Raw genomic sequence first — 22,030 nt, forward strand, 5'->3', positions numbered from 1 at the left:
GACGGACGCACTGGTACAGCCTCAAACAGGATGGTAATCCTATGGATCAGACTGTTTATATATCCAAGAACAATATGGCCACCTTCCGTTGTCCTCAATGCGGCCATGCCAAAACCGCGGATGTGAGCCAATATGCCGCGTCTGACAAGAAAATTTCGGTCAACTGTACCTGTGCCTGCGGCCACCAATTCCGTTGTCGACTGGAAAAACGCAAACAATACCGCCAAGGTTCCGATTTGCCAGGAAAATTCACCCTTTTAGGGACTAACGGGCCTGAAGACACCGGCCTGGCGAAGGTGGTGGATCTTTCCACCACCGGCTTGAAATTGAAATTGACCGTACCCCGAACCTTTCCCGTCGGCGCCAAATTGCTGGTGGAATTTCGTCTGGACGATCGCAAACGAACCCCCATTGAGAAACGGGTGATCGTCCGCAACGTCAGCGGGCCATATGTGGGAGCCTCCTTTCACCCCAACGATCCGGACGACCCTGCCCTGGGATTCTACCTGATGCGTTGACCGTTGCTCTGCATGGATGCCGACCGGTCAATCCCGAAAGTCATGATACAGATGAAAACAGCCGTGCCTCATCGGCCGATAGACCGGGGGTGGATCAAGGATTCCGGGTGCCCCTATGCGGCCCGCTGGGCATTCTCCGTATGGACCGCCGTCTGGCTGTGCCTTGCCTGCACGGCCTGGTCTGCCGATACGCCGCTTCCCAACCAGGCATTTCGCCCGGGTGAACGATTGACCTTTATACTCAAATGGACCATTATCCCGGCCGGGGAAGCGGTGCTGGAAGTGCTGCCGCAGGAGCACATGACGGGTATCGATGCCTATCACTTTGTGCTCACAGCCCGGTCCAATGCCTTTGTGGACGCATTTTACATGGTTCGGGACCGCATCGACGCCTGGGCGGACAGCGGCATGCGTCAATCGCTCTTGTACCGAAAAAAACAGCATGAAGGCAGCACCCGTCGTGACATCACCGTCTCCTTCGACTGGGAGGATATGACCGTCCAATATACCAACCACGGCGAGGTCAGGGAACCGATTCCCATTACTGTCGGTACCTTTGACCCCCTGTCCATTTTTTATTGGTCACGTACGGCAAACCTGGTCGTCGGTGGTCGTATGCAGCGATCGGTGACCGACGGCAAAAAGCACGTCATGGGTGTTGCCGAGGTGATTAGGCGAGAGACGGTGACGGTGCCGGCGGGCACCTTCGACACTTTTTTGATCGAGCCGGACCTGGCGCATGTGGGCGGTGTATTCGATAAGAGCCCGGACGCTAAAATTCAGCTCTGGGTGTCGGCGGACCATCGTCGCTTGCCGGTTAAGTTGAAAAGCAAAGTAATCGTGGGCAGCTTTTCCGGTGAACTGGAGAGCGTGGTGGGAAGCGATAGGCCGCCTTCGGGGACTCAACTAGAAGACTGACGTGGTCGGCAATCACAGACAGTGGCGGTTTTGAACACGGCCACTGGGCGGACGGTGGCATGCCTCAGCGCACCTGTTGCATGACCGTCGTTCTAAACAGTAAACGCATACTGGCGGACATCAGTGATTTTATGGTCGGCCAATTCCAGGGGTGCGACAGCCCCACAACCCATCAAGGAGAAACCGATGATATTTATTCAACCCAAGGCACGTGTCGCCGCAGTCGCCGCCATGGTGGCGATCCTGCTGCTTACACCGGCAGCTATTATCGCCGCTGATGCACCTGCCGGACAGATTGCCCGAGTCAATGATACCGTTCTGCTGCGCGAGGATCTGGACCGTGAGATGAAGCTGGTTTCACTGAAGCTGGCCCGCCAGGGAAGGCCCGTGGATGCCGAGCAACTGAAGCGCTATGAAGGGGAGATCCGTGATACCCTGATCAACCGGACCCTGCTGCTTCAACAGGCCCAATCGGCGGGGATCGATGTCAAAGACGCAGCCGTGGCTAAAGCCCTGGATGAATTCAAGGCCGCATTCAAGGAAGAGAAGGCTTATCAGAATGCGCTGGCGGAAATGGGATTTTCCGAGGAGATGCTGATGCGCCAGATAAATCAGGGGCTGACCATTAAAACGCTCATCGACAAAGAGGTGCTACAGAAGATATCCGTGTCCGACCAGCAGATCCGCGCATTCTATGACGACAACCCAAACCTGTTCCGCAAGCCGGAGCAGGTCAAAGCCTCTCATATTTTGATACAGGTGCCGGCAGACGCCGATGAAGCCAAGCAGGCAGAGGCCCAGGCCGCCATCCAAGCCCTGAAATTGCGTCTCGACAATGGTGAGAACTTTGCCGCCCTGGCTCAGGAGAACTCGGACTGCCCCAGCAAGACCAAGGGGGGCGACCTTGGTTTTTTTAGCCGGGAGCAGATGGTTCCGCCCTTTTCCGAAGCCGCCTTCGCCCTTCAGCCCGGCCAGACGAGCGATGTGGTGCAGACCCAATTCGGATACCACCTGATCCGGGTGACCGAGCGCCAGGGCGAGCAAACTATGGCGTTCAACGAGGTAAAGGATGCCATCTCCGCCCGCCTGCGCCAGGAGCAGGAGGGGAAAAAGATCGACACCTATCTTGAAAAAATGAAGGAACATGCGGATATTAAACGGTTTCCACTTTAGCTTTTTTCTTGACAATGAGTATTCCATTGGCTAAAAATTTTTTCTGGATGATAGTTTGGCCGATACCACCCCTGATCTGAAATCTTCTGAGCGGCAATCTTCCATGTGCCGGAGTATCGTCTGCAACGGCAAAGGGACATTTTGGAGGGGAACTATTGAGAAGAGGAGGTCAGTACTTTGGCAAACGGTATCGTAAAATGGTTCAATGACAAAAAGGGGTATGGCTTCATCAATGAAAACGAAGGTCGGGACGTCTTTGTGCACTTTTCCGCTATCGACATGACGGGATTCAAGACGCTTTCCGAAGGGGACATGGTAATTTTCGAGGTAGAGGAGAGTGACCGCGGACCCGAAGCCAAGAATGTAAGACGAACAACCTGATAAAATCGAATCGATCTTCAACCGGGGCATTCCGCCGTAAATGGCGGGGTGCCCCGGTTGTTTCGGCTGGAACCCTCACTTGAATGAAAACCGAAATGTCGCGCATCGGGTCAATGGGTTTTCCGAAAATTAGTTGGCCTGCACCCCCGACAATTTTTTTCCCTTTTTTTTAGCTTCTACCGCCCTTCCCAGCAGGCCGGCTACCTCCTCTGGACGGCTTGCATCATTCACCCGCATGAAATCGGTCATCAGAAACCCATAGGAGTGGGATGCCAGCAGCGATCCGTGAGTACCCGCGCGCGAACCGATTATCGGCTGATCGAAAATGGGCGGACCGAATGCATAGCCGTCCTTCAGGCTGACCAAAACGGTTGCGGGGTGTTGCACCAGATCATTCATCCCTTCCCACAGTCGCCTCAGCGGATCCGGGTATATGTGTTCTTTGGTAGCCATCCACCACGCTTTCTCATGAATAAACCCCTGGGCGTCAATTTTGCCGAGATGCTTGAGGCGCAGGATGGTGTCTTTAAGATCAAGGGGATCTCCATCGATCCGGCTGTATTGAAAGCGGTTCTGTCGTTTAGAAATTCGGGCGGTACCTGTTGCTCCTTGAACCAGCAGGGAAAACCCCGAGCGGAATACCGAAAAATCAACCCCTTCAACCGTTGATAACACCTCGGCAATGGTTGACGCATCTTCATTGGCCGAATAGATGGCGGCGAAACTGACAAGGCCGTTCTCCGGCAGCACAAAATCTTTTTTCTCCTCGAGTTGGTCTACATCCCTGAATCCGGCTTCAATCAGCGGGGTTGACAGGTCCAGTCGCCGGTTTTTGGTAAAGTTGTTGGCATGGTCGGAAAACAGCACGACATCGAGCAACCCGCCGATGTCATTTCTCACCGTGTCCAGCAGGTCGCTGACTTTTTTTAGAAATTCCATCAGTGCCGCTTCGCCTTCCACATGCGCAATGGCATCGGAGATGCCCATATAGGCAATGAATTCCTCTCCCTTGAAATGTTTAAGGCGGGTTTTAAAGGCCTCCAGAGCGGTCTGGGTAAAGGTGTCCGGAAACACATAGGCAATGTATCCGGGAAAGCCGAAAAAGTGAATCGTGGGGTGATAGTCTGCATGTTCTTTTTGAGTCGACAACGCTTTTTGAATCAGTGTCGAACCTTCCAGTTGATTGGTCTCGAAATTGTAATAAAGACGTTCGTACCCAAATGGTTTTCCTCCGATGAGCATCTTTGAAAAGGCCGGTCGGGTTAGTGAGGGGAAGGTGCTCGCCAGTCTGCCGGGTGGGTAAAACCCTTTGAAATAACCCTCTTTCTGCAGATCCCTGACCATCGTGTATGGAACCCCGTCGAGGGCAAAGACAAGGCAAAGCCGATTCCTGCGGCCGTTTTGGGTGTCGGGGAGGGTGTTTTCGTTTACCTTCCAGTTTTTTTTCAAGTGATGGCTAAACCAGATTTCAGGAATCGTGCCCAACAGGACGGCAAACAGGCAAAGGACGACACCGGCGAACAATACTTTTTTTATAAGGGCTTTGTCAGGCATTTGGCACCGTGGGTCATGGTCATTGGGCAACCCATCCATTTTACTGATTTAGATTAGAAACGGAAGGTTGAATTGTCATCAGGGTCCAAAATAAGATTGACCGGCTTTCTAGCAGAATTGTCCAAGGCGAATCATTCCAGACAATTGGGATGGTGCCATAGCATGGGATGATGATGAATCAGCGAGACCGATGTTTTCACCGACCGGCATGGATCTGTGATTATTTGATCCCCCGACCGGGAAGGGATCGACTGAAAGTCCTGGTGAATCTGCCTCCAGCAGGCTGTCCGCCTGACCTGGGTGGTGGAATCGGGCCTGTATCACGACATGTTGCCGCTGCGGGGTGGAAAGGTGATCGAGAGCGAGGTCAATCGATCGCCGCTCATCCAGGCCAGACCGAAATTAAGGTCACCTGCCGCTGCAGTTGCATTCCAGAAAAAATCCATTAAATTATGCGATGACGTTTAAAATTCATTTAAACTCAGGAAAAAGCGAAATGCCGTCGAATCGTGTCAGCAGGTCGCAGGTTGGCTTGCAATCGGCATAGTGCTCGGGATTCCGCCAGGAAGGACCCTTTACCATGAAAGTTAGATTCTGGGGTACACGAGGATCCATCCCGAAGCCGGGATCATCGACCGTCCGATTCGGCGGCAACACGTCTTGTGTCGAGGTGCGTTCTGCCTCAGGCACCATGATCGTCCTCGATTGCGGCACCGGGGCGCACGCACTCGGCCAATTCCTCATGGAAAGCGAAGCCCATCCCCTGCGTGGCCATATCCTCATTACCCATACCCATTGGGACCACATCCAAGGAATCCCCTTCTTCGATCCCCTTTTCGTGCCCGGCAACGAATGGGACATTTACGCCCCCCGTGGCCTCGGTTCGTCCCTTCGCGAGTCCCTTGCGGGCCAGATGCAGTACACTTACTTCCCAATAACGCTGGAAGAACTCGGAGCCGCCATCCGCTATCACGATCTCGTCGAAGGCGTCTTCGAAATCGGCGATATCAAGGTTCGAACGCTGTACATGAACCATCCTGCCCTCACACTGGGATATCGACTGGAAGCCGACGGGGTTTCGGTCGTTTATGCCTGTGACCATGAGCCGCACTCCCGTCAGTACGCCCAGGGTACCGGCACCATGAGCGAACAGGACCGCCGCCACATCAAATTCATGAGAGGGGCCGATCTGGTGATCCATGATGCCCAATACACGACGGCGGAGTACACGGACAAGTTCGGTTGGGGGCACACCCCGGTTGATTGTGCGGTTGACATGTCCCGTGCTGCGGGCGTCAGGCGTTTGGCCTTGACGCACCACGATCCATTGCGAAGCGACGACCGTGTCGATGCACTATGTGAGGAGGTACGCGCCAGTCTGCCCCGGGCGGGACGGCCGATGGATGTCTTCGCCGCCGCCGAAGGAATGGTGGTCGAAATGGCAGCCTCGCTGGATACCAGAGAAGAAGAGGGGCCGGAGCGCTTCTCGGCAGTCGATCCGATCGAACCCGCGCTTCAGGACCCCCAGGTCTTGATCGGCATCGCGGACGAAATATTGGCTGAGAAGATTCAGGAGGCCGCTCAGGCCGACAACCTGCAAATATTGAGGGCCGGGACTTCTCAGGACGTCCTTGGGATGGTTCGTTCGACGCGGCTATCTCTGGTCATCCTCGATGACGGAGAGGTGGGTGGCCAGGCCCTTGAAACCTGCCGAGCCATACGGGATATGGATACCGACCATACCAGCGACCTACCGGTAGTCATCGTTGCTGATGCCGATTCCGACGCAGGTGCCGATGCCGGCGTTACCGATTGGCTGATCCAGCCCTTTACCGCAGAATATGCACGCACACGGGTACGTGCTTGGGTTATGCGAAGCATTTGCCGCTGGGGGCGGGCGCCCATTCCGGAAAATGAGCCGCAGCGCATAGAGACGCTTAAACAGCTTCATCTCCTTGATACGGATATTGAAGAACGGTTTGAACAAATCACCCGAATCGCTGCCGCGGCTTTCGATGTACCCATGGCCTTGGTGACGCTCGTCGACCAGGACCGCCAGTGGTTCAAGTCCCACTTCGGCTTGAATGCAACCGAAACGCCGCGGGACCAGGCATTCTGCGCCCATGCCATCCTTGACACGAAAGTCATGATCGTTCGCGATACCCTCCTCGACTCCCGTTTTGCAGACAACCCGCTGGTGGTCAGAGAACCCCGCATCCGCTTTTACGCCGGATACCCACTGACACTGCCCAACGGGACTTCCCCCGGCACCCTGTGCCTGATTGACACCCGGCCCCGCGACCTGGACGAGGTGAGGATTGACTTGCTGCGCGAACTGGGAAAAATGGTTGAGCGGGAGATGGCCGCCAACCTTCGCCCATGAAACCTGGCCTTTGACAGGGTGTCGAAAGACGATGTCGCTTTACAGTGAAGCGTTAAAATGTGGCTCAACGTGTTCATCTCACCATACATGAACGCCGTCTTGTCGCCATATGGCGCCATGTCTTGCCTGCGCTCAGGACATTTTACAACGCCCGGTTATGTAAAGGGTAATTCCCGAGGCAATCAGTTTGGAAAGGTCATTTTTTTGTCTTTTGCGCCCGCCACATATTCATTCTATCCAACAGCTTCATTTGACAAGCCGTTTTGCCAGTTGTCGAATGTGACGATCGTCGGTGCCGCAGCAACCCCCTAATATCTTCATGCCCAGATCGTTTTTAAGATCACCTACGGCCTGACCGAAAGTTACAGGTGCTTCCGTGACCAGGTTTTCACGCTCATCCAGTTCTTCGGGCTTGAGTGCGGCGGTATTGGCCAACAATCCACCGATCCGCTTCCTTACCAGAGGAGATGAATTGACTTCATGGAGAAGCGCCGCCCTAAAAATGGAGGCATGGGTGCAATTGACGATGTAGGCCAGCGGCTTTGGGCTGACTGCGGCATCGATTTGCTGGATGGCCGCTTTCAGTGGGGTGCCGTCAATCAATGTGCCTTCCGGACGCACAACGAAACTGATTATATAGGGAACCCCCGTGTCGGAAAGGGCCGCTGACAGACCGACGGCCTCGCTTAGTGCGGGCAGGGTTGCCGCCAACAAAAAATCGACCCCGGCCTGGGCCAGCCGTTCAGCCTGCCAGGCGTGAAAAGATCGGGCCCTCTGGGCTGAAAGGGCTTCACCCGGGTTGAAGGCATCCCCCCGGCAGCTCAACAATCCGCCGACGGCCACTTTTTTCGCATATGTCCCGCATTGATTGCGTAACTGATCAAGAAAACGAAAATTGTCCCCATTCACGTTTTTATCATCGCAACCGGCATTCGAGATTCGTTCCCGGCTGGCACGCCAGGTCGGGGTGGAAAGGATAAGTGGCAGGTCGAACTGGCGGCCGATGTCCAGATACTGCCGGTATATGGCCGCCAGGGACTTGCGTTTGGACTCATCATAGATGAAAGCGGAATTGACGATGTGGGGGTCTAGTTCGACGTCCCCGTTTCTGCGCAGACGTTCAATAATAGCTCCTTCGCCCAGAATGGAGGCTGAACGTTCATAAAATATCTGGAACGAGGTCGGGGTCACCTTCTGCTCCTTTTGACGTGCATGCCCAAGTCTCGGAACATCTTCCGTGCCTGGCCTGAATGTTCAGCGGATAATTCTCTCTTACCGGACCGGGTATAAAGCTCTTCCAAGAAAAAATGGCCCAGGGCAAGTTCGGGTTTGATGTCGAGACTGCGTAAAATTTCGATTCCCTGGCCTATGAGGGTAGATGCGGTTGCAACGGCCTGCGGGTCAAGTCTGAAATGAATGCGCCCCAGCCAGGTCAGCGCTTTACCGGTGACATACCGCTGACCGGAATCGACGGACAGAACATGGGCGTCGTTCATCGCCTGCATGGCCGGTTGATAATTCGCCAGGCTGAACCGGCAGACGCCCAGATTGAAAAGCAGCTCCGACCGGCGCCACTCGACTCCGATTTTCTGGTTTTCTGCCAATGCCTTTTCGATATGCCCCAGTCCTGATTGGGGGTCGCCGAGAAAAGTTTGCGCAAGGCCAAGCATACTCCGGCCCCAGGGCAGATGCCAGTAAAAGTTCGCCTCCTCTAAATGGCGTACACCGTCGCCGATAAAATTGAATGCCAGCTCATGGCTGCCCTTGAGCAGATGCAGGCAACCCAGCTGAACTTCGCAGACGCCTGTGGTTTCCGGTCCTCCAAAGCGGACAGCAGAGGTAAGGGCGTTCTCGCAGGTGGCCAGCCCATCGGTGAAGTCTCCCAGCACTCCCCTGCTGTAACCGACAAAGGCGCTTATAACAGAATAAATATTGGTCATCCCGCCGAAATAATCAGACTCGCGACCTGCATTTTCGACGGCCTCGACAATCCGTGTGGCCACCTGTATCGTTTCCTTGAATTTCCCGGCGTTCATAAAGTCTTGGCACAGGTCGGGCCCGGTTTGCGCCATGGCATCCACATCGCCGATGCGCTCGGCGGTTTCAAAGGCTCTTTGGGAGTATGCGGTGCCCTGATCATAATCGCCGCGGCTCATGTAAAAGACTCCGATATTACCGTAAAATCGAGTCATGCTGCTATGATCATCCAATGCCTTTGAAACCCGGACACCCTTTTCGAGGTAGACCAGGCTATCCTCGGGCAGCCCCAGGGCGATAATCGGGATAACCATCAAATGGAGTATTTCGAGTTCCTGTTGGCGGGGTTTATCCCCATGGGGAAGACGATCCAGCGCCGCCAATGCTTTCTTGAAGTAGTCGTATGCCTCCCACAAAAAGTGCGTACGAATTGCTTTTTCGCCTGATAACCGTAAGTATTCGTATGCTTTTTGTGCATCTTCGCTTCGGTCATAGTGATAGGCCAGAACTTCGTATGATTCATCGATCCGCTGGGCATTGAGCCGTTCTATTGCACCGGCGACATGTGAGTGGTCGCGCGCGCGTTGGTGGCGTAACAGGCTTTTGTAAGCCACTTCTTGGGTCAGCGCATGTTTGAATGTGAATGCCAGCTCGGGATAGTGGCTTTTCCGATAGATGAATCCCATCTCCTGAAGGATTTCAAGGCCGGCATCCAAATTTTCGCGCCGCTCAATGATGGTTTGCAGCACCTGGTGTGCGAAGTCGCGCCCAATTACCGCCGCCAACTGAATAAGTCGTTTGACCTCATCATCGAGACTGTCCATGCGGGCGGCAATGATGCCGTGGATGGTTTCGGGGATTTTTGCGCTGTCGGCAGACCGGTCCAGCCGATAGCTTCCCGATTCCATGCGTATCGAGCCGTTTTCCAGCAATGTCCGGGTGAGCTCTTCCATGAAGAGCGGATTGCCGTCCGTGCGCTGCAGCACAAAGTGCATCAGCGCTGGGTCGGTACTGGCATTGCCGAGAATCGAGCCGATCACTTCAGTTCCGGTTTCCCGGGGAAGCTGTGCCAGCGTTATCTCGCGAAAGCATGGACGATTCACCCAGTCATGACGGTATTCCGGGCGATATATCAACAGCAGCAGGATAGCGGTGCCGTTTAGAGCCTCGATGAGAAAATCCAGGAACGCTTCGGAGGCCTTGTCAATCCAGTGGAGATCCTCCACAACGATCACAAGGGGATCCTTCCGGCTTGCATAAAGCAGGAAATCCCGAAGCGCTTCGAAGGTTTTTTCCTTGCGTTCATTGGGAGGGAGGGCTGGCCAGGTCTGGGATTCCACCGGCAGGGCAAGAAGATCCTGAAAAGCAGCCAGGGCGTGGTCGGACTCCAGGCCCAGTGTTTCAAAACGATGCTTTATCTTTTGCGTGACGGATTGAGGTGTATCATCGTCGCCGCAATCCAAATAAGTGCGTAAAATCTCCCTGAGCGGCAAAAAGGCCATGGACTTGCCGAACTGCACGCACCGTCCTTCGAAATAAGCGAGTCTTCCACCGAGGGAACGTTTCCATTCAAAGATCAGTCTCGATTTGCCCACACCTGGATCACCCTTGACCCCCACCACCTGTTCGTGCCCGGCTAGGACGCTTTCGTGCGATTCCGTCAAGACTGCCATTTCTTCCCGCCGTCCAGCATAGGTTGTCAATCCAAGTGCTGCTGAGGCATCCAGCCGGCTGGTCACACGACTTGTCCCGCTTAATTCGAAGGTCTCCTGAGGCTCCAATTTGCCTTTTATGTGGGTTGCTCCCAGTGCCCTGAACCTAAAATACTCCCTGACGAGTTTGACCGTATTGCCGGACACACGGATCGTGCCCGGTTCGGCCAGGCTTTCCATCCGGGCGCTCAGATTGGTGGTATCCCCGACAGCCGTGTAATCCATGCGCAGGTCGTCGCCGATGGCGCCAACCACCACCGGGCCGGAGTTGAGTCCGATACGCATGCGGAACTCCATGCCGAATCGTTTTTGGATCTCACCGCTGTAGTCCTTGAGCTTTTTTTGAATGGCCAGGGCGGCATAACAGGCGTGTTGAGCATGGTCCTCATGGGCAAGCGGCGCGCCAAAGAGAGCCATGACCCCATCACCGGTGAACTGATTGATCGTTCCTTCGAAATTGTGGATTTCGTCCATGAGGATGGTAAAACATCCATCCATGATTGCATGCATGTCTTCAGGATCGAGCTTTTCGGCCATGGCCGTAAAACCGGCTACATCGGCGAAGAGCACAGTGACCAGTTTCCGTTCTCCCTCGATGGAAGCCCGGCGGGTGAGGATTTTGTCGGCCAGGTACCTGGGCGTGTAAGCAAGGGGTTGACCCGATCGTCGGTCATGGGTTGCCTCGGAACCGTTCAATCGTTTTCCGCATTGGTTGCAAAATTTGCTGCCAGGCGGGTTAGACTGGGCGCAGACCGAGCACAGTGCCGCCATCGGACTGCCGCACTGGTTGCAAAAACTGGCAGGTTCCAGATTGTCTGTGTCACATGCAGGACATTTCATAAGCTGGGTTTCCCATGCATGAGGGGTAATCTTCGTAAGGGAAAAGATGCTTTGTGTCGTTAACGAATCGGGGTCGAATCGATCGCTTTGGCCTTCATCCATGACGGTTGCCTGCAACGACATACCACGGGTGTGATCCACTCAACCCAATAATTAAATCCAATCTAGTGAATATCGCTGAGGCGGCCTATATCTTCGATGTAGTTGCTGCTCCGGTTGTCAACGGTAACCGGTTTATAACGGCTTTTGGCTTCGACCGGAAAACGAATCGCCTGGCCCGGGTTGACTTCCTTGAGGACGCTGGACCCCTTTACTACCATCGTTCCATTTGCAATCACATAATAGATGTCGGTCGTGGGAATGCCGTTTTTACCGCGTTCATCGCTCGAGTTTTCGGCCACCACTTCGCAACTGAAGATGGTAATGTCAGCAACCATTCCTTCCAGCATGCGTCCCCTGACCGTCATCGACTCGAAACCCGTGTCTCCAAGGTGCTTGGCCGAAGTATACGTCAGCATGCTGAGTGTCTGCACCAGCGGAATTCCGAACGCCCTGCTGAGCGCAGTGCTTTGCCCTGTGTGCCACATGTTCGGGGGTGATACGTACCTTTGTCATAGGGATCATCCCAAGTGAGTATCTTCCCCTCCGCGTCCATTGGCAGCCATCCGTCTCCGGTGATAGCCACTCCTGGCAGCTTCAACCATTCGTCCAACCATTCTTTCTTGCGCATTAAACCAACTACTAATTTTTCTGGATCCTCCTCGACCAACTATAGGTACTCATCGCGGGTCAAATATTTACCTTCAATTGGATCCAATGCGGTTTCCTCGTATTTTAGACCCAGATTCTCCTCCCCGTTTTCCATTCGTAGCATAGCTGACGCAATTTTGGTTGATCCAGCCAGATAGGGGTAGATCTCTCCCCACGCGTTGAGCCCCCGCTACACCGACGAGCAACAATTGCCATACAAATTCATGGCTGATGGTTGTTGCAAAGTTTATCTGCCTTCCGGCTTTTTGTTTTTCACCATACCCCATGTCGATCTCGAGGGCGCCGAGTTCTAAATCCATCCCGGTTGTCACACCGGTGCGCAATGCCAGCTTTACACCATGGGGGGGAGGCGGTGGAAATGAGTATCGATAAAACCAGATGCGACCACAAGCCCCTCGGCGTTGATAGATTTTACCGCCGATGCCTGCGGAGGTAATCGGGACAATTTTTCCGTCCTTGACGCCCACGTTGCGGACGCCATCCAAGCTGGTCTCCGGTTCGATCACCCGTCCATAAAGGATTACGAGATCATGCATGGCAGCCTGAGCCTGCGGCAGTGCCACTGCAACCGCCAGCACTGAAATAATCAAAAATACAGAAAAAGCCTATTGGATGCTTTTCAAATTGCATCTCCACACAGACCACTCGCAAAGGTGCCGGTCGCTGGCAGCCGGCATCCTTAACTGACTGGCTTACCGATTCGATCTCTATTATCGATCCAATCCAAAAAATAGAACCGGAGGGAGGCTGAGACCCGGATCATCAGTTACCTGCACAGCGAACGCTTTCTGGCAAGCCTAAACGAAACGCGATACTCAATTTTAAGAACGGAAAACCGAAAAGCCAGACAGCTTTTAATATTTGCGGTTCTGAAAGCATCTATTCGTTGTTTATTTTGCATATCACCATGAAATGATCGAATCACACGGTGAAAAAAGGCCTTTTCGATTCCCAATACCCTTATTTTAACTACGGGTTTAATCAGTGGATTGACCGTGTTTACAAATAGACCATATTATTTTATGCAATCAGGGTAGGTTTTATTCCTTGGTTTATGGGCCAATGCCAATAAACGACATATTTTACCTCCAGCGACTTCTTCCTGGTTCTTTGCCAATCGTATTATTGATTTGGCGTGCAAGGACGGTTCCCTTCACCAAACTAAACGGCATTTAGTAGTGAATTGGCATATCCGATCAACCGTCCCTGCACGCCAATTTTCCATTGAACCCCGATAGCGATCACATGTCCCCCGATGGTCCGCGCCATGATCGTCTGCATGGCCAGCGTCCGTGAACAAAAAACAGGCGGTGATCAAGCCAATCACGTTTGTATAGTTTAACCATTATTTCCTTTACCAGGGCAGGCTTCTTCAAGGAATTTTATCTGGGGAACAGGTCAAATTTTGGCTAAATCGGCATCGATTTACGAAAAACGACCACCATGACCCTTTCCCGAATGGAGTCTGCCTGATACAATCACTGGCAGGCGAAGGCATATGTATTCTCCAGACGCCAGCTTGCCTACCTGAGGCGATTTTTCAGATCGATAGTCTTTATCTAAGTCGTGATTTATATTTAGTTGATCAAGAAGACCAATTGCATTCCATACCTTGTGTATTGCAGGGTAATCACAAGAAGGAGGAAAACCATGTCTGTGATCGCAAAAATAAATTGCCGGGGTCAGCTTATGCACGTAATCATCGTCTGGCTGACCCTGTGCTTCGGAATCGTGACCGCAGCTTGTGGCGGGTGGCTGGACAAAGGGTCCGACGTGTTGAAATCGCTCGGTGGAACAACGGGACAAACGGGGCTTTCCAATGCGGATATCGCCTCCGCGTTCAAGGAGGCCCTCCACATCGGTACCGAAAATGTGGTGACTAGGCTGGGTCGGACAGATGGGTTCAACGCCGATCAGGCGATTCATATCCCGCTACCCGGACAGATGGAAACCGTAAGGTCGGCGTTGGCCAAAGTCGGAATGTCTCAACCTCTTGACGATTTGGAGCTCAAGCTCAACCGGGCTGCAGAAAACGCCACCCCTAAGGCCAAGTCCCTCTTCGTTGACGCCATCAGCGCCATGACCTTCGACGATGTCAAGCGCATCTATAACGGCCCCGAGGATTCGGCTACCCGATATTTCCGGGGTAAGATGACACCCGGCCTGACCCGGGAAATCGAGCCGGTCGTGACGGAAAGCCTCTCCCAGGTGGGCGCGATCCAGACCTATGAGCATATCATGGGCCAGTATCGGGCCCTGCCGTTTGTGCCTGATATCAAAGCTGACCTGAACGGCCACGTCATCCAAAAGAGTCTGGACGGTATATTCTATTATGTGGCCAAGGAGGAGGCGGCCATCCGCCAGGACCCGATCAGGCAGACCACCGATCTCTTGAAGCGGGTTTTTGGAGGGCAATAATAGAGACGACCCGGGAATGTCATTAGACGCCCGATATTATGCATCATGCCGGTTGCAGGCGCTTTGTGAAGAAGGGGCTTGTGGTGTTCGGTCAATTTTTTCTGGATTTATCGGCGCAATTGAGCCGGTAGGCGGTTATGCTAACATCATTATTTCACCCTCTCAATGAAAAGCCACCGCAAAGAACTCTGGTTCGAGGTGCCCACCCGACGGGCATTTGTCAATATTACTTCCGACGTGGAACAGTGCATCGATGAGAGCAGGGTGAAGGAAGGCCTCGTGCTCGTCAATACCACGCATATTTCGTTTACCACCAAAATAATCAAAATTCCTTAGCATTTAATTAAGTTGGGAGATATCAAAAAAGCAATTTCAAGATAAAAGAAAAAACGGCGGTCCCAACTGATGTCCCGATTGGTTGTATGGTGGGTTTCTGTCGTTTGGAGCAAAGCTCATAGGCACCAATTTATAAGTGATGTCTTCCCGGGATTAAGGAGTGATCAGCAGTTGAATTTGATGAGCTACTGTTTGGCGGATTTCATCGATGTTTCGGTCGACTGATCGGGGGGCGAAATCAGAAGGGTTAAATTGTCTATGTCCCGGATAATTGTCACGCTTCCTGGAACCAGTGGTGATGGGCTGCTTGCATTCCACAACTCCCCGCCAACACAGACCTTGCCGCGGGTACCGCGCCACTGCTTGACCACACATTTTTTTCCAATCATGCCAGATGGACCGTAGGCAGATTTGCGCTTTCGATATCGAATCGTCCAGAACAGGGGCAGAATGATGTGCTCGAAGATTTCATAGATGACGACACAAACCAGCAGCGTGATCATCACTTCTTTCATAATGATGTTCGTCCTGGCCTTAAGACAACATGGATTTGTTTTTCAATCACAGGTCAATTGATGGGATTTTACCTTTTTCCGCCGGACTTAATCGACAATCAGGTGGCCGATAGTCAGTACCATCACCATGGCAAGGAATAACAGCGGTTGGGTGTGAAGCCGGTAAACACGTTTTCGAAGCGGTTTTGGACTCAGCTTGAATTTTACGATCAGCCCCAAAGCAATCAGGGCAACCATCACGATAAATCCCCATTCCGGCAGAGCCGTGGACCTGCATCGGGACGATAGCCAATGCCACAGGGCCACTCCCAGGACTATCGGGTTGATAAAATAATGCAATCGCATGAGATGCTTTTTCTGGAGCCGGTTGAATCGGGTCAGTGCATCCTTTAATCCATTCACCATTGGGACAAACTTATTGGTCCATCTGATCAGCATACTCAAGACAACGGGCAAGTTGGCTGCCGCCAGAAGCCATGCCGCCATCTGGCCTGCGGTTTCGTTACCTTCGTCATCACGGCCAAAAAGTGACGGGCGGTGCTGTCCCTCCCGTTCGAACCAGCCCCTTTCCTTGCCGTGGTTATCTGCCTGGCTTGTGCCGGTGAATAAGAAACAGGCGAAAATCAAGCCAATCACGATGAAACCGATGGGTGTTATCTTTAATCTATTTATTCGCATACCCTTTTTCCATGTGTGAATGTGCCGTATTTCGCCTTTTTAATTGATGAACCCGTAAAAAGTCGAGATGTCCTCTTTTTTATCATCCCCGCGAAGGCGGAGATCTATAAGTTTCAGACAGTTATGGACAGCGCTGAAAAAGCTTCACTACGTGCCCCGCCTTCGTGGGAGTGACACCACTTGTGACTTTTTACGGAACCATCTTAATTGAACGATAAATACCATTCGGTTCGATATCGGCAAATACGTCTATTTTAGTCCAGTATCTAACTGAGCAAGGCAGGTTCCTTCAAGAAAAATTAACCGATAAACACGTCGAATCGAATAATTTTGCATCAATTTGCGAAAAAATCTACCGCCATGACCCTTTCCTGATTGGAGACTGCCTGATACAATCAACGATCATCGGTGGATTGTTTGTTTTTCATGATTCGCATTTCAAATGGCGGGAGTCAAAGATGAAAAGTTATAGAAAAGAACTCTGGTTCAACGTGCCCACCCGGCGTGCCTTCATCAACATCACATCCGATGTTCAGCAGTGCATCGACGAAAGCGGCATCAAGGAAGGCCTCGTGCTTATTAATGCGATGCACATAACGGCGTCGGTTTTCATCAACGACGATGAATCCGGCCTGCATCATGACTACGATGTCTGGCTGGAAAAGCTGGCCCCCCACGCGCCGGTGTCACAGTATCGGCACAATGTGGGCGAGGACAATGCCGACGCTCACATGAAGCGCCAGATCATGGGCCGGGAAGTCGTGGTGGCCATCACCGACGGCCGGCTGGATTTCGGAACCTGGGAACGCATTTTCTACGGTGAGTTTGACGGCCGTCGAAAAAAACGGGTGCTGGTTAAAATTATTGGGGATTAGGTTGGGGGCTGTGTGTTTAGGCCGATGCGGATTCATCGTTTCATCTGACCTCCATCATTTCGACGCGCCAGTTGGTAAAGCAGCTGTTTTCTTAATTCCCGGCATTATTGTATAGTTGATGATGGTTGCCGGAGGTGCCCGATGAACGAGGAAACTGTTTTTCAATGGCCCATGCTGCTGTTTATTCTGGCAGCCCTGCTTTACTTCGAGTTGATGCGCCGGTTGGACAAATACTGGGCCAACCGGTCGCCTTTGTCGGATGAGGAGCGCCTGTGGAACCACGCCCGCAATCAGGCGATCAGCGAGTATGAGGTTTTCAAGCGGGCGGCGGCTACGTGGACGCTCAATCCGGAAATCGCCCATGCGGATTTCAATGCCTATTTAAAGGAGGGCATTTTGCCACACTATGTCCGCGACTACCTGCGCAAGTTGAAGACCTTATGAAGGAACGATTCACCCACGCGCAGTCTTTTTCAATCCTCTGTTAGCGGGGACCCACGATGCTCGATGCATTGAGAACACCGGATGAACGTTTCGACGGCCTGCCCGATTTCCCGTTTGCCGCCAACTACCTGGACAACCTGAAAGGCTTCGAAGGGCTTCGCCTGCACTACCTGGATGAGCGGCCTGAAGCGGCCGGAGCGACTTTTTTGTGCCTGCACGGCGAGCCAACCTGGAGCTATCTATACCGCCGTATGATAACGGTTTTCGTTGGGGCCCGGGGACGTGTTGTCGCACCCGATTTTTTCGGATTCGGACGATCGGACAAACCGGTTGACCCATCTGCATACCATTTCGATTTCCACCGCAATACGCTGCTTTCCTTCATCGAACAGTTGAATTTGACCGATATCACCCTGGTCTGCCAGGACTGGGGCGGGATTATCGGCCTGACGCTGCCGATGGCGATGCCCGAGCGATTCTCCCGTCTGCTGGTCATGAACACGACCCTCGGATCCGGCGATCATCAGCTCTCCAAGGGATTTATCGATTGGCGGGCCTGGGTCAAAAAAAACCCCGACCTATCTCCGGGAGGACTCCTCAAACGGAGCTGCCCCCAGCTTTCCCCGGCCGAATGCAGCGCTTACGATGCGCCGTTTCCCGATGGCCGCTATAAGACAGGCGTACGGCGATTTCCGGAAATGGTGCCGGATCACGCCGATGCACCCGGCGCCCGGTTGTCCCGCGATGCCAGGCGCTGGCTGGGCCAATCGTGGCGCGGCCGGACGTTCATGGCCATCGGCATGCAGGACCCGGTGCTGGGCCCGCCGGTGATGCGGGCGCTGAAAAACGACATCCGCAATTGCCCAGACCCCATTGAAATCGACGAGGCGGGGCACTTTGTACCCGAATGGGGTGAAATCGTCGCCAAAAAAGCGCTGGCGGCATTCAATCGTTGACGGTTCCGTCAACAGTCCGATATTGGCGTTACACCTCATCCCTATTGGATGGCGCAAGCCTTGATCCCGCGCCTTTCATGAAACGGTGTTCGATGTGCGCCATATGCGTCCATCTATTGTTGTGAAACAGATGAAAATAGAATAAAATATCACTGTCCACGTTCAGAAATGACGCGATTTTTGAAATCGGTGTTGAACCGCTTTAACGGCCCCGGCCGGCAACCCGCACTAGTTGGGATGCTATCATGAAACTCATTTTCTGCCTGATTGTCAGCTTTTTCTGGTTCGTCGGCAGCGCTGCGATTGATCCGTCCATGGCGCAGGATTCAACCGCAGAACCACTGATCAGCCTGACGGCCCAAAACGAACCGCTGGGTAATGTGCTTGAAACCATCACCCGGGACACCGGCTACCGGTTCAATCTCAACGGCAAGTGGAATCAGCATCCGGTGAGTGCCACCATTAACGGTCTGGCGCTGGAAAAGGGGCTCAAGCGTTTGCTGCGCAGCCTGAACCACTCGATCGTCTGGGAGTCGGACAAGATCGTCACTATCACGGTGTTCGGCAAGGCTGACCCCGGCAATACCGGCAGCGCTATTTCGTTTCCATCGCCGCCCCAGACCTACCAGGAAGAAACCGAACCGGCCATCGAGCCAGAGCCAGCATCGGCAGACGACCCAGAACCGGCCGATGCCGGAGCGGAAGCAGCGGAGACCGAAGCCGCTGCCGCAGAGGAAGCCAATCGTGAACTGGGCGAAGATGCCTCAACTGCGGAGGTCGTCACCCCGGACGACACATCCGCTGCAGAAAGCGCCGGGGCGGTCGATAAACCTATCGTGGAATGACCCTTGTACCATCGATGCCGGCCACCCGATTTTTTCTGCGCCCCCCTGAGTCTTTCCAACCCGCTTCCCGCAGCCCCAGTCCCCTCGTTTTTAGTCTGCGGGATGGCACCATCTGCGTTCAGTGCTTATCTTAAAAAAATCTTTCTGATTAGAAACTAAAACACCGGCCATCAGCGCAAGCCATTCTGGCAAGATTATCGGAAAATCTGATGACGGTCTGTGATATGCCGACGGGCGAAGGGACGGTCCGGATGAACTTACTTGAAGCACAAGATTTCATTGCACCCAGTCAGACTCCCACGAAAGCACAGGAAACCCTGGACGCGCTGCGTTTTGACAACCGCTTCACCCGTGACCTGCCGGCCGATCCTGATCGTCAAAACCGGCGCCGTCAGGTAACGGGCGCGTGCTATTCCCGGGTCGACCCCACACCCGTGGCAGCGCCCCGACTGGTCGCTTACTCGCCGGAGGTGGCGAACCTGCTGGGTCTTTCAATCCACACCTGCGAATCCGATGCGTTCACCCAGGTGTTCACCGGCAACCGCCTGCTGCCGGGTATGCAACCCTTCGCCATGTGCTACGGCGGCCATCAGTTCGGCAACTGGGCCGGGCAACTGGGCGACGGCCGGGCCATCAACCTGGGCGAAATCGTCAATAGTGATTCGCAGCGTTGGATGCTGCAGCTGAAAGGGGCTGGCCCCACGCCCTATTCACGAACGGCTGACGGCCTGGCGGTGCTCCGCTCGTCAGTGCGCGAGTTCCTGTGCAGCGAAGCCATGTTCCACCTGGGCGTGCCCACCACTCGCGCACTGAGTCTGACCTTGACCGGCGAGGAAGTGGAGCGGGACATGTTCTACGATGGCCATCCCAAACTGGAACCGGGGGCCGTGGTCTGCCGGGTTTCACCGTCGTTTACGCGTTTCGGCAGCTTTCAGATCTTTGCCGCCCGGGGTGAAATGGATGTGTTGAAGCAGCTGGCGGACCATACGATTCGCACCGATTTCCCCCACCTGGGTGAACCGTCACCGGCGGTTTATCTGCGGTGGTTCGAGGAGGTGTGCCGCCGCACCGCCGAAATGATCGTCCACTGGATGCGGGTGGGATTCGTGCACGGCGTGATGAACACGGACAACATGTCGATCCTTGGCCTGACCATCGACTACGGCCCTTACGGCTGGCTGGAAAATTACGATCCCGACTGGACACCCAACACAACCGACGCAGCTGGGCGCCGCTATCGTTTTGGTCACCAACCGGCCATTGCCCAGTGGAACCTCGCCCAGCTGGCCAACGCCATCCACCCGCTGATCGGGCAGGTCGAACCCCTGCAGGGGGTGCTGGACGATTACGTGAACCTATACCAGGAGGGATGGCGGCAGATGATGTCCCGCAAGCTGGGATTCAACGCATTCGATCCGGCAACGGACGACGCCCTGATTTCCGAGCTGCTGGCCATTTTACCGCTGGTCGAAACGGACATGACGATCTTTTTTCGCCGGCTCGCCCGGCTGGATGGGCATGATCCCTCCCTGGCTGCGGTCGGCGATGAAGCGCTCATGGCCCCTCTCATGGACGCCTACTATGTCCCCGACCAGTTGACGGGAGACATGCGCAGCCGGACTGCCAACTGGCTTCGACGCTACCTTGAACGAGCCGGCCGGGACAATATCCCCCACCCGGTTCGGCGACGTCGCATGAATGCGGTCAACCCCAAATACGTGCTGCGCAACTACATGGCGCAAATGGCCATCGACAAGGCCGAACAGGATGATTTTTCGCTGATTCACGAACTGCTCGACTTAGTGCGCCGCCCTTACGACGAACAGCCGGAAAAGGAAGCCTTTGCCGCCAGACGTCCGGACTGGGCCCGCCATCGCCCCGGCTGTTCAATGCTGTCGTGCAGTTCATGATGTGCAGACGGGCCGCACTCATTTTTGACTTACATAAAACCGTGCGGCATGATTCATCATCGAAGTAGGCGGGGATGCGTTCAAGGCGTGCATCCCTTGCTGACAAAAATACCCAAGGAGAAATGCAATGATCAACAATCCAGTCGGTTGGTTTGAAATATATGTACAAGACATCGCCCGCGCCAAAGCCTTCTACGAATCGGTGTTTCAGGTCAAACTGGAGCGCCTGGACAGTCCGGCCGCTACCATGTGGAGTTTTCCGATGGCCATGGACCGAATGGGTGCCCCCGGTGCGTTGGTTCAGATGGACGGCGTCTCTTCGGGCGGCAACAGCACGATGGTCTATTTCAGTTGCCAGGACTGTGCCGTCGAGGCTGCGCGCGCCAAAGCGCATGGAGGTCAGGTGCATCGCGAAAAAATGTCCATTGGTGAATACGGATTTATTGCCATGGTGACCGATACCGAGGGCAATATGGTGGGTCTGCATTCCCAAAAATAATTGAACTACTGGGGTGTGCCCTGGCCCAATCCATGATTGAGCCGGACCGCCCAGAATATGCACGATTGGCTATGCGTAGAGATACTACTTCATCGTTCATCAATTGCTATGATCCCAATCAACGGAGGACACCGGATGCGCGACAAAACCGAACCCAACGATCAGACCCAGGACCTGAAATGCCCGGAGTGCCGTGCCGAGCTGAAGCGCCGCCGGTCACGCAAGGCCGACCAGTGCGAGATGGTTTGCGGGGGATGCGGGCAGATCTTCGATGTGTGCGACGTGGATACCGTCGCCCGGTTGAAAACACCGGAAAAGGATTGATCA

The 22,030-nt window shown here is 54.0% G+C and carries 20 protein-coding genes and 1 pseudogene; 13 read left to right on the forward strand and 8 right to left on the reverse strand.

From position 1 onward, the window contains the following. The 4 genes from ABYV26_RS00580 to ABYV26_RS00595 form a co-directional block, all read left to right on the forward strand. On the forward strand, positions 1-518 hold a 518-nt coding region (locus tag ABYV26_RS00580; protein WP_372677147.1), incomplete at its 5' end, for a PilZ domain-containing protein. Between the two features lie 51 nt (positions 519-569). Next, complete coding sequence (locus ABYV26_RS00585; RefSeq protein ID WP_372677149.1) at positions 570-1,436, forward strand: DUF3108 domain-containing protein; 867 nt, start codon at positions 570-572, stop codon at positions 1,434-1,436. A 186-nt stretch (positions 1,437-1,622) separates the two neighbouring features. Beyond that, entirely contained in the window at positions 1,623-2,609 is a 987-nt protein-coding gene (locus ABYV26_RS00590) for a peptidylprolyl isomerase (protein ID WP_372677151.1), read from the forward strand. A 177-nt stretch (positions 2,610-2,786) separates the two neighbouring features. Beyond that, positions 2,787-2,990: a cold-shock protein gene (locus ABYV26_RS00595; RefSeq protein ID WP_372677153.1), complete on the forward strand. Its 204-nt coding sequence runs from the start codon at positions 2,787-2,789 to the stop codon at positions 2,988-2,990. Between the two features lie 129 nt (positions 2,991-3,119). On the opposite strand, the gene ABYV26_RS00600 is transcribed toward ABYV26_RS00595, so the two are convergent. Beyond that, positions 3,120-4,544: a hypothetical protein gene (locus ABYV26_RS00600; protein WP_372677155.1), complete on the reverse strand. Its 1,425-nt coding sequence runs from the start codon at positions 4,542-4,544 to the stop codon at positions 3,120-3,122. Positions 4,545-5,124: 580 nt separating this feature from the next. Here ABYV26_RS00600 and ABYV26_RS00605 point away from each other — a divergent pair. Further along, on the forward strand, positions 5,125-6,927 hold the full coding sequence (locus ABYV26_RS00605; RefSeq protein ID WP_372677157.1) for an MBL fold metallo-hydrolase: 1,803 nt from the start codon (positions 5,125-5,127) through the stop codon (positions 6,925-6,927). A 246-nt stretch (positions 6,928-7,173) separates the two neighbouring features. On the opposite strand, the gene ABYV26_RS00610 is transcribed toward ABYV26_RS00605, so the two are convergent. The 5 genes and pseudogenes from ABYV26_RS00610 to ABYV26_RS00630 all read right to left on the reverse strand — a co-directional run bounded on the left by ABYV26_RS00610 (position 7,174) and on the right by ABYV26_RS00630 (position 12,790). Next, positions 7,174-8,118, reverse strand: a complete 945-nt coding sequence (locus ABYV26_RS00610; protein WP_372677159.1) for a homocysteine S-methyltransferase family protein — start codon at positions 8,116-8,118, stop codon at positions 7,174-7,176. Next, positions 8,115-11,312 carry an adenylate/guanylate cyclase domain-containing protein gene (locus ABYV26_RS00615; protein WP_372677213.1) on the reverse strand — a complete coding sequence of 1,066 codons (3,198 nt, stop codon included), beginning with the start codon at positions 11,310-11,312 and terminating at the stop codon, positions 8,115-8,117. Before ABYV26_RS00615 ends, ABYV26_RS00610 begins: the two co-directional genes overlap by 4 nt. An 18-nt stretch (positions 11,313-11,330) precedes the next feature. Further along, positions 11,331-11,579: pseudogene (locus ABYV26_RS00620) on the reverse strand (zinc ribbon domain-containing protein); the annotation flags it as partial. Between the two features lie 41 nt (positions 11,580-11,620). Next, positions 11,621-11,974 (reverse strand): hypothetical protein, encoded by a 354-nt coding sequence (locus tag ABYV26_RS00625; protein WP_372677161.1) that lies wholly within the window; start codon positions 11,972-11,974, stop codon positions 11,621-11,623. A gap of 285 nt (positions 11,975-12,259) precedes the next feature. Beyond that, positions 12,260-12,790, reverse strand: coding sequence for a hypothetical protein (locus ABYV26_RS00630; protein WP_372677163.1), 531 nt, complete (start codon positions 12,788-12,790; stop codon positions 12,260-12,262). 1,087 nt (positions 12,791-13,877) lie between these two features. Here ABYV26_RS00630 and ABYV26_RS00635 point away from each other — a divergent pair. Beyond that, complete coding sequence (locus tag ABYV26_RS00635) at positions 13,878-14,645, forward strand: DUF4197 domain-containing protein (protein ID WP_372677165.1); 768 nt, start codon at positions 13,878-13,880, stop codon at positions 14,643-14,645. A gap of 521 nt (positions 14,646-15,166) precedes the next feature. Here ABYV26_RS00635 and ABYV26_RS00640 read toward each other — a convergent pair. After that, positions 15,167-15,484: an NfeD family protein gene (locus tag ABYV26_RS00640; RefSeq protein WP_372677167.1), complete on the reverse strand. Its 318-nt coding sequence runs from the start codon at positions 15,482-15,484 to the stop codon at positions 15,167-15,169. A gap of 99 nt (positions 15,485-15,583) precedes the next feature. Further along, entirely contained in the window at positions 15,584-16,174 is a 591-nt protein-coding gene (locus tag ABYV26_RS00645; RefSeq protein ID WP_372677169.1) for a hypothetical protein, read from the reverse strand. A gap of 458 nt (positions 16,175-16,632) precedes the next feature. Here ABYV26_RS00645 and ABYV26_RS00650 point away from each other — a divergent pair, with 458 nt between their 5' ends. The 7 genes from ABYV26_RS00650 to ABYV26_RS00680 all read left to right on the forward strand — a co-directional run bounded on the left by ABYV26_RS00650 (position 16,633) and on the right by ABYV26_RS00680 (position 22,027). Further along, entirely contained in the window at positions 16,633-17,049 is a 417-nt protein-coding gene (locus tag ABYV26_RS00650) for a secondary thiamine-phosphate synthase enzyme YjbQ (RefSeq protein WP_372677171.1), read from the forward strand. 141 nt (positions 17,050-17,190) lie between these two features. Then, positions 17,191-17,493, forward strand: coding sequence for a hypothetical protein (locus tag ABYV26_RS00655; protein WP_372677173.1), 303 nt, complete (start codon positions 17,191-17,193; stop codon positions 17,491-17,493). Between the two features lie 56 nt (positions 17,494-17,549). After that, positions 17,550-18,449 (forward strand): haloalkane dehalogenase, encoded by a 900-nt coding sequence (locus tag ABYV26_RS00660; protein ID WP_372677175.1) that lies wholly within the window; start codon positions 17,550-17,552, stop codon positions 18,447-18,449. 245 nt (positions 18,450-18,694) lie between these two features. Next, positions 18,695-19,294 carry a hypothetical protein gene (locus ABYV26_RS00665; RefSeq protein WP_372677177.1) on the forward strand — a complete coding sequence of 200 codons (600 nt, stop codon included), beginning with the start codon at positions 18,695-18,697 and terminating at the stop codon, positions 19,292-19,294. Positions 19,295-19,545: 251 nt separating this feature from the next. Next, positions 19,546-21,204 (forward strand): YdiU family protein, encoded by a 1,659-nt coding sequence (locus tag ABYV26_RS00670; protein ID WP_372677179.1) that lies wholly within the window; start codon positions 19,546-19,548, stop codon positions 21,202-21,204. A 127-nt stretch (positions 21,205-21,331) separates the two neighbouring features. After that, positions 21,332-21,703, forward strand: coding sequence for a VOC family protein (locus ABYV26_RS00675; protein ID WP_372677181.1), 372 nt, complete (start codon positions 21,332-21,334; stop codon positions 21,701-21,703). 135 nt (positions 21,704-21,838) lie between these two features. Then, positions 21,839-22,027 (forward strand): hypothetical protein, encoded by a 189-nt coding sequence (locus ABYV26_RS00680; RefSeq protein WP_372677183.1) that lies wholly within the window; start codon positions 21,839-21,841, stop codon positions 22,025-22,027. The last annotated feature ends 3 nt before the right edge of the window (positions 22,028-22,030 follow it).

This window comes from Desulfosarcina sp., assembly GCF_041551955.1.
In the GTDB taxonomy this organism is placed as follows: domain Bacteria; phylum Desulfobacterota; class Desulfobacteria; order Desulfobacterales; family Desulfosarcinaceae; genus Desulfosarcina.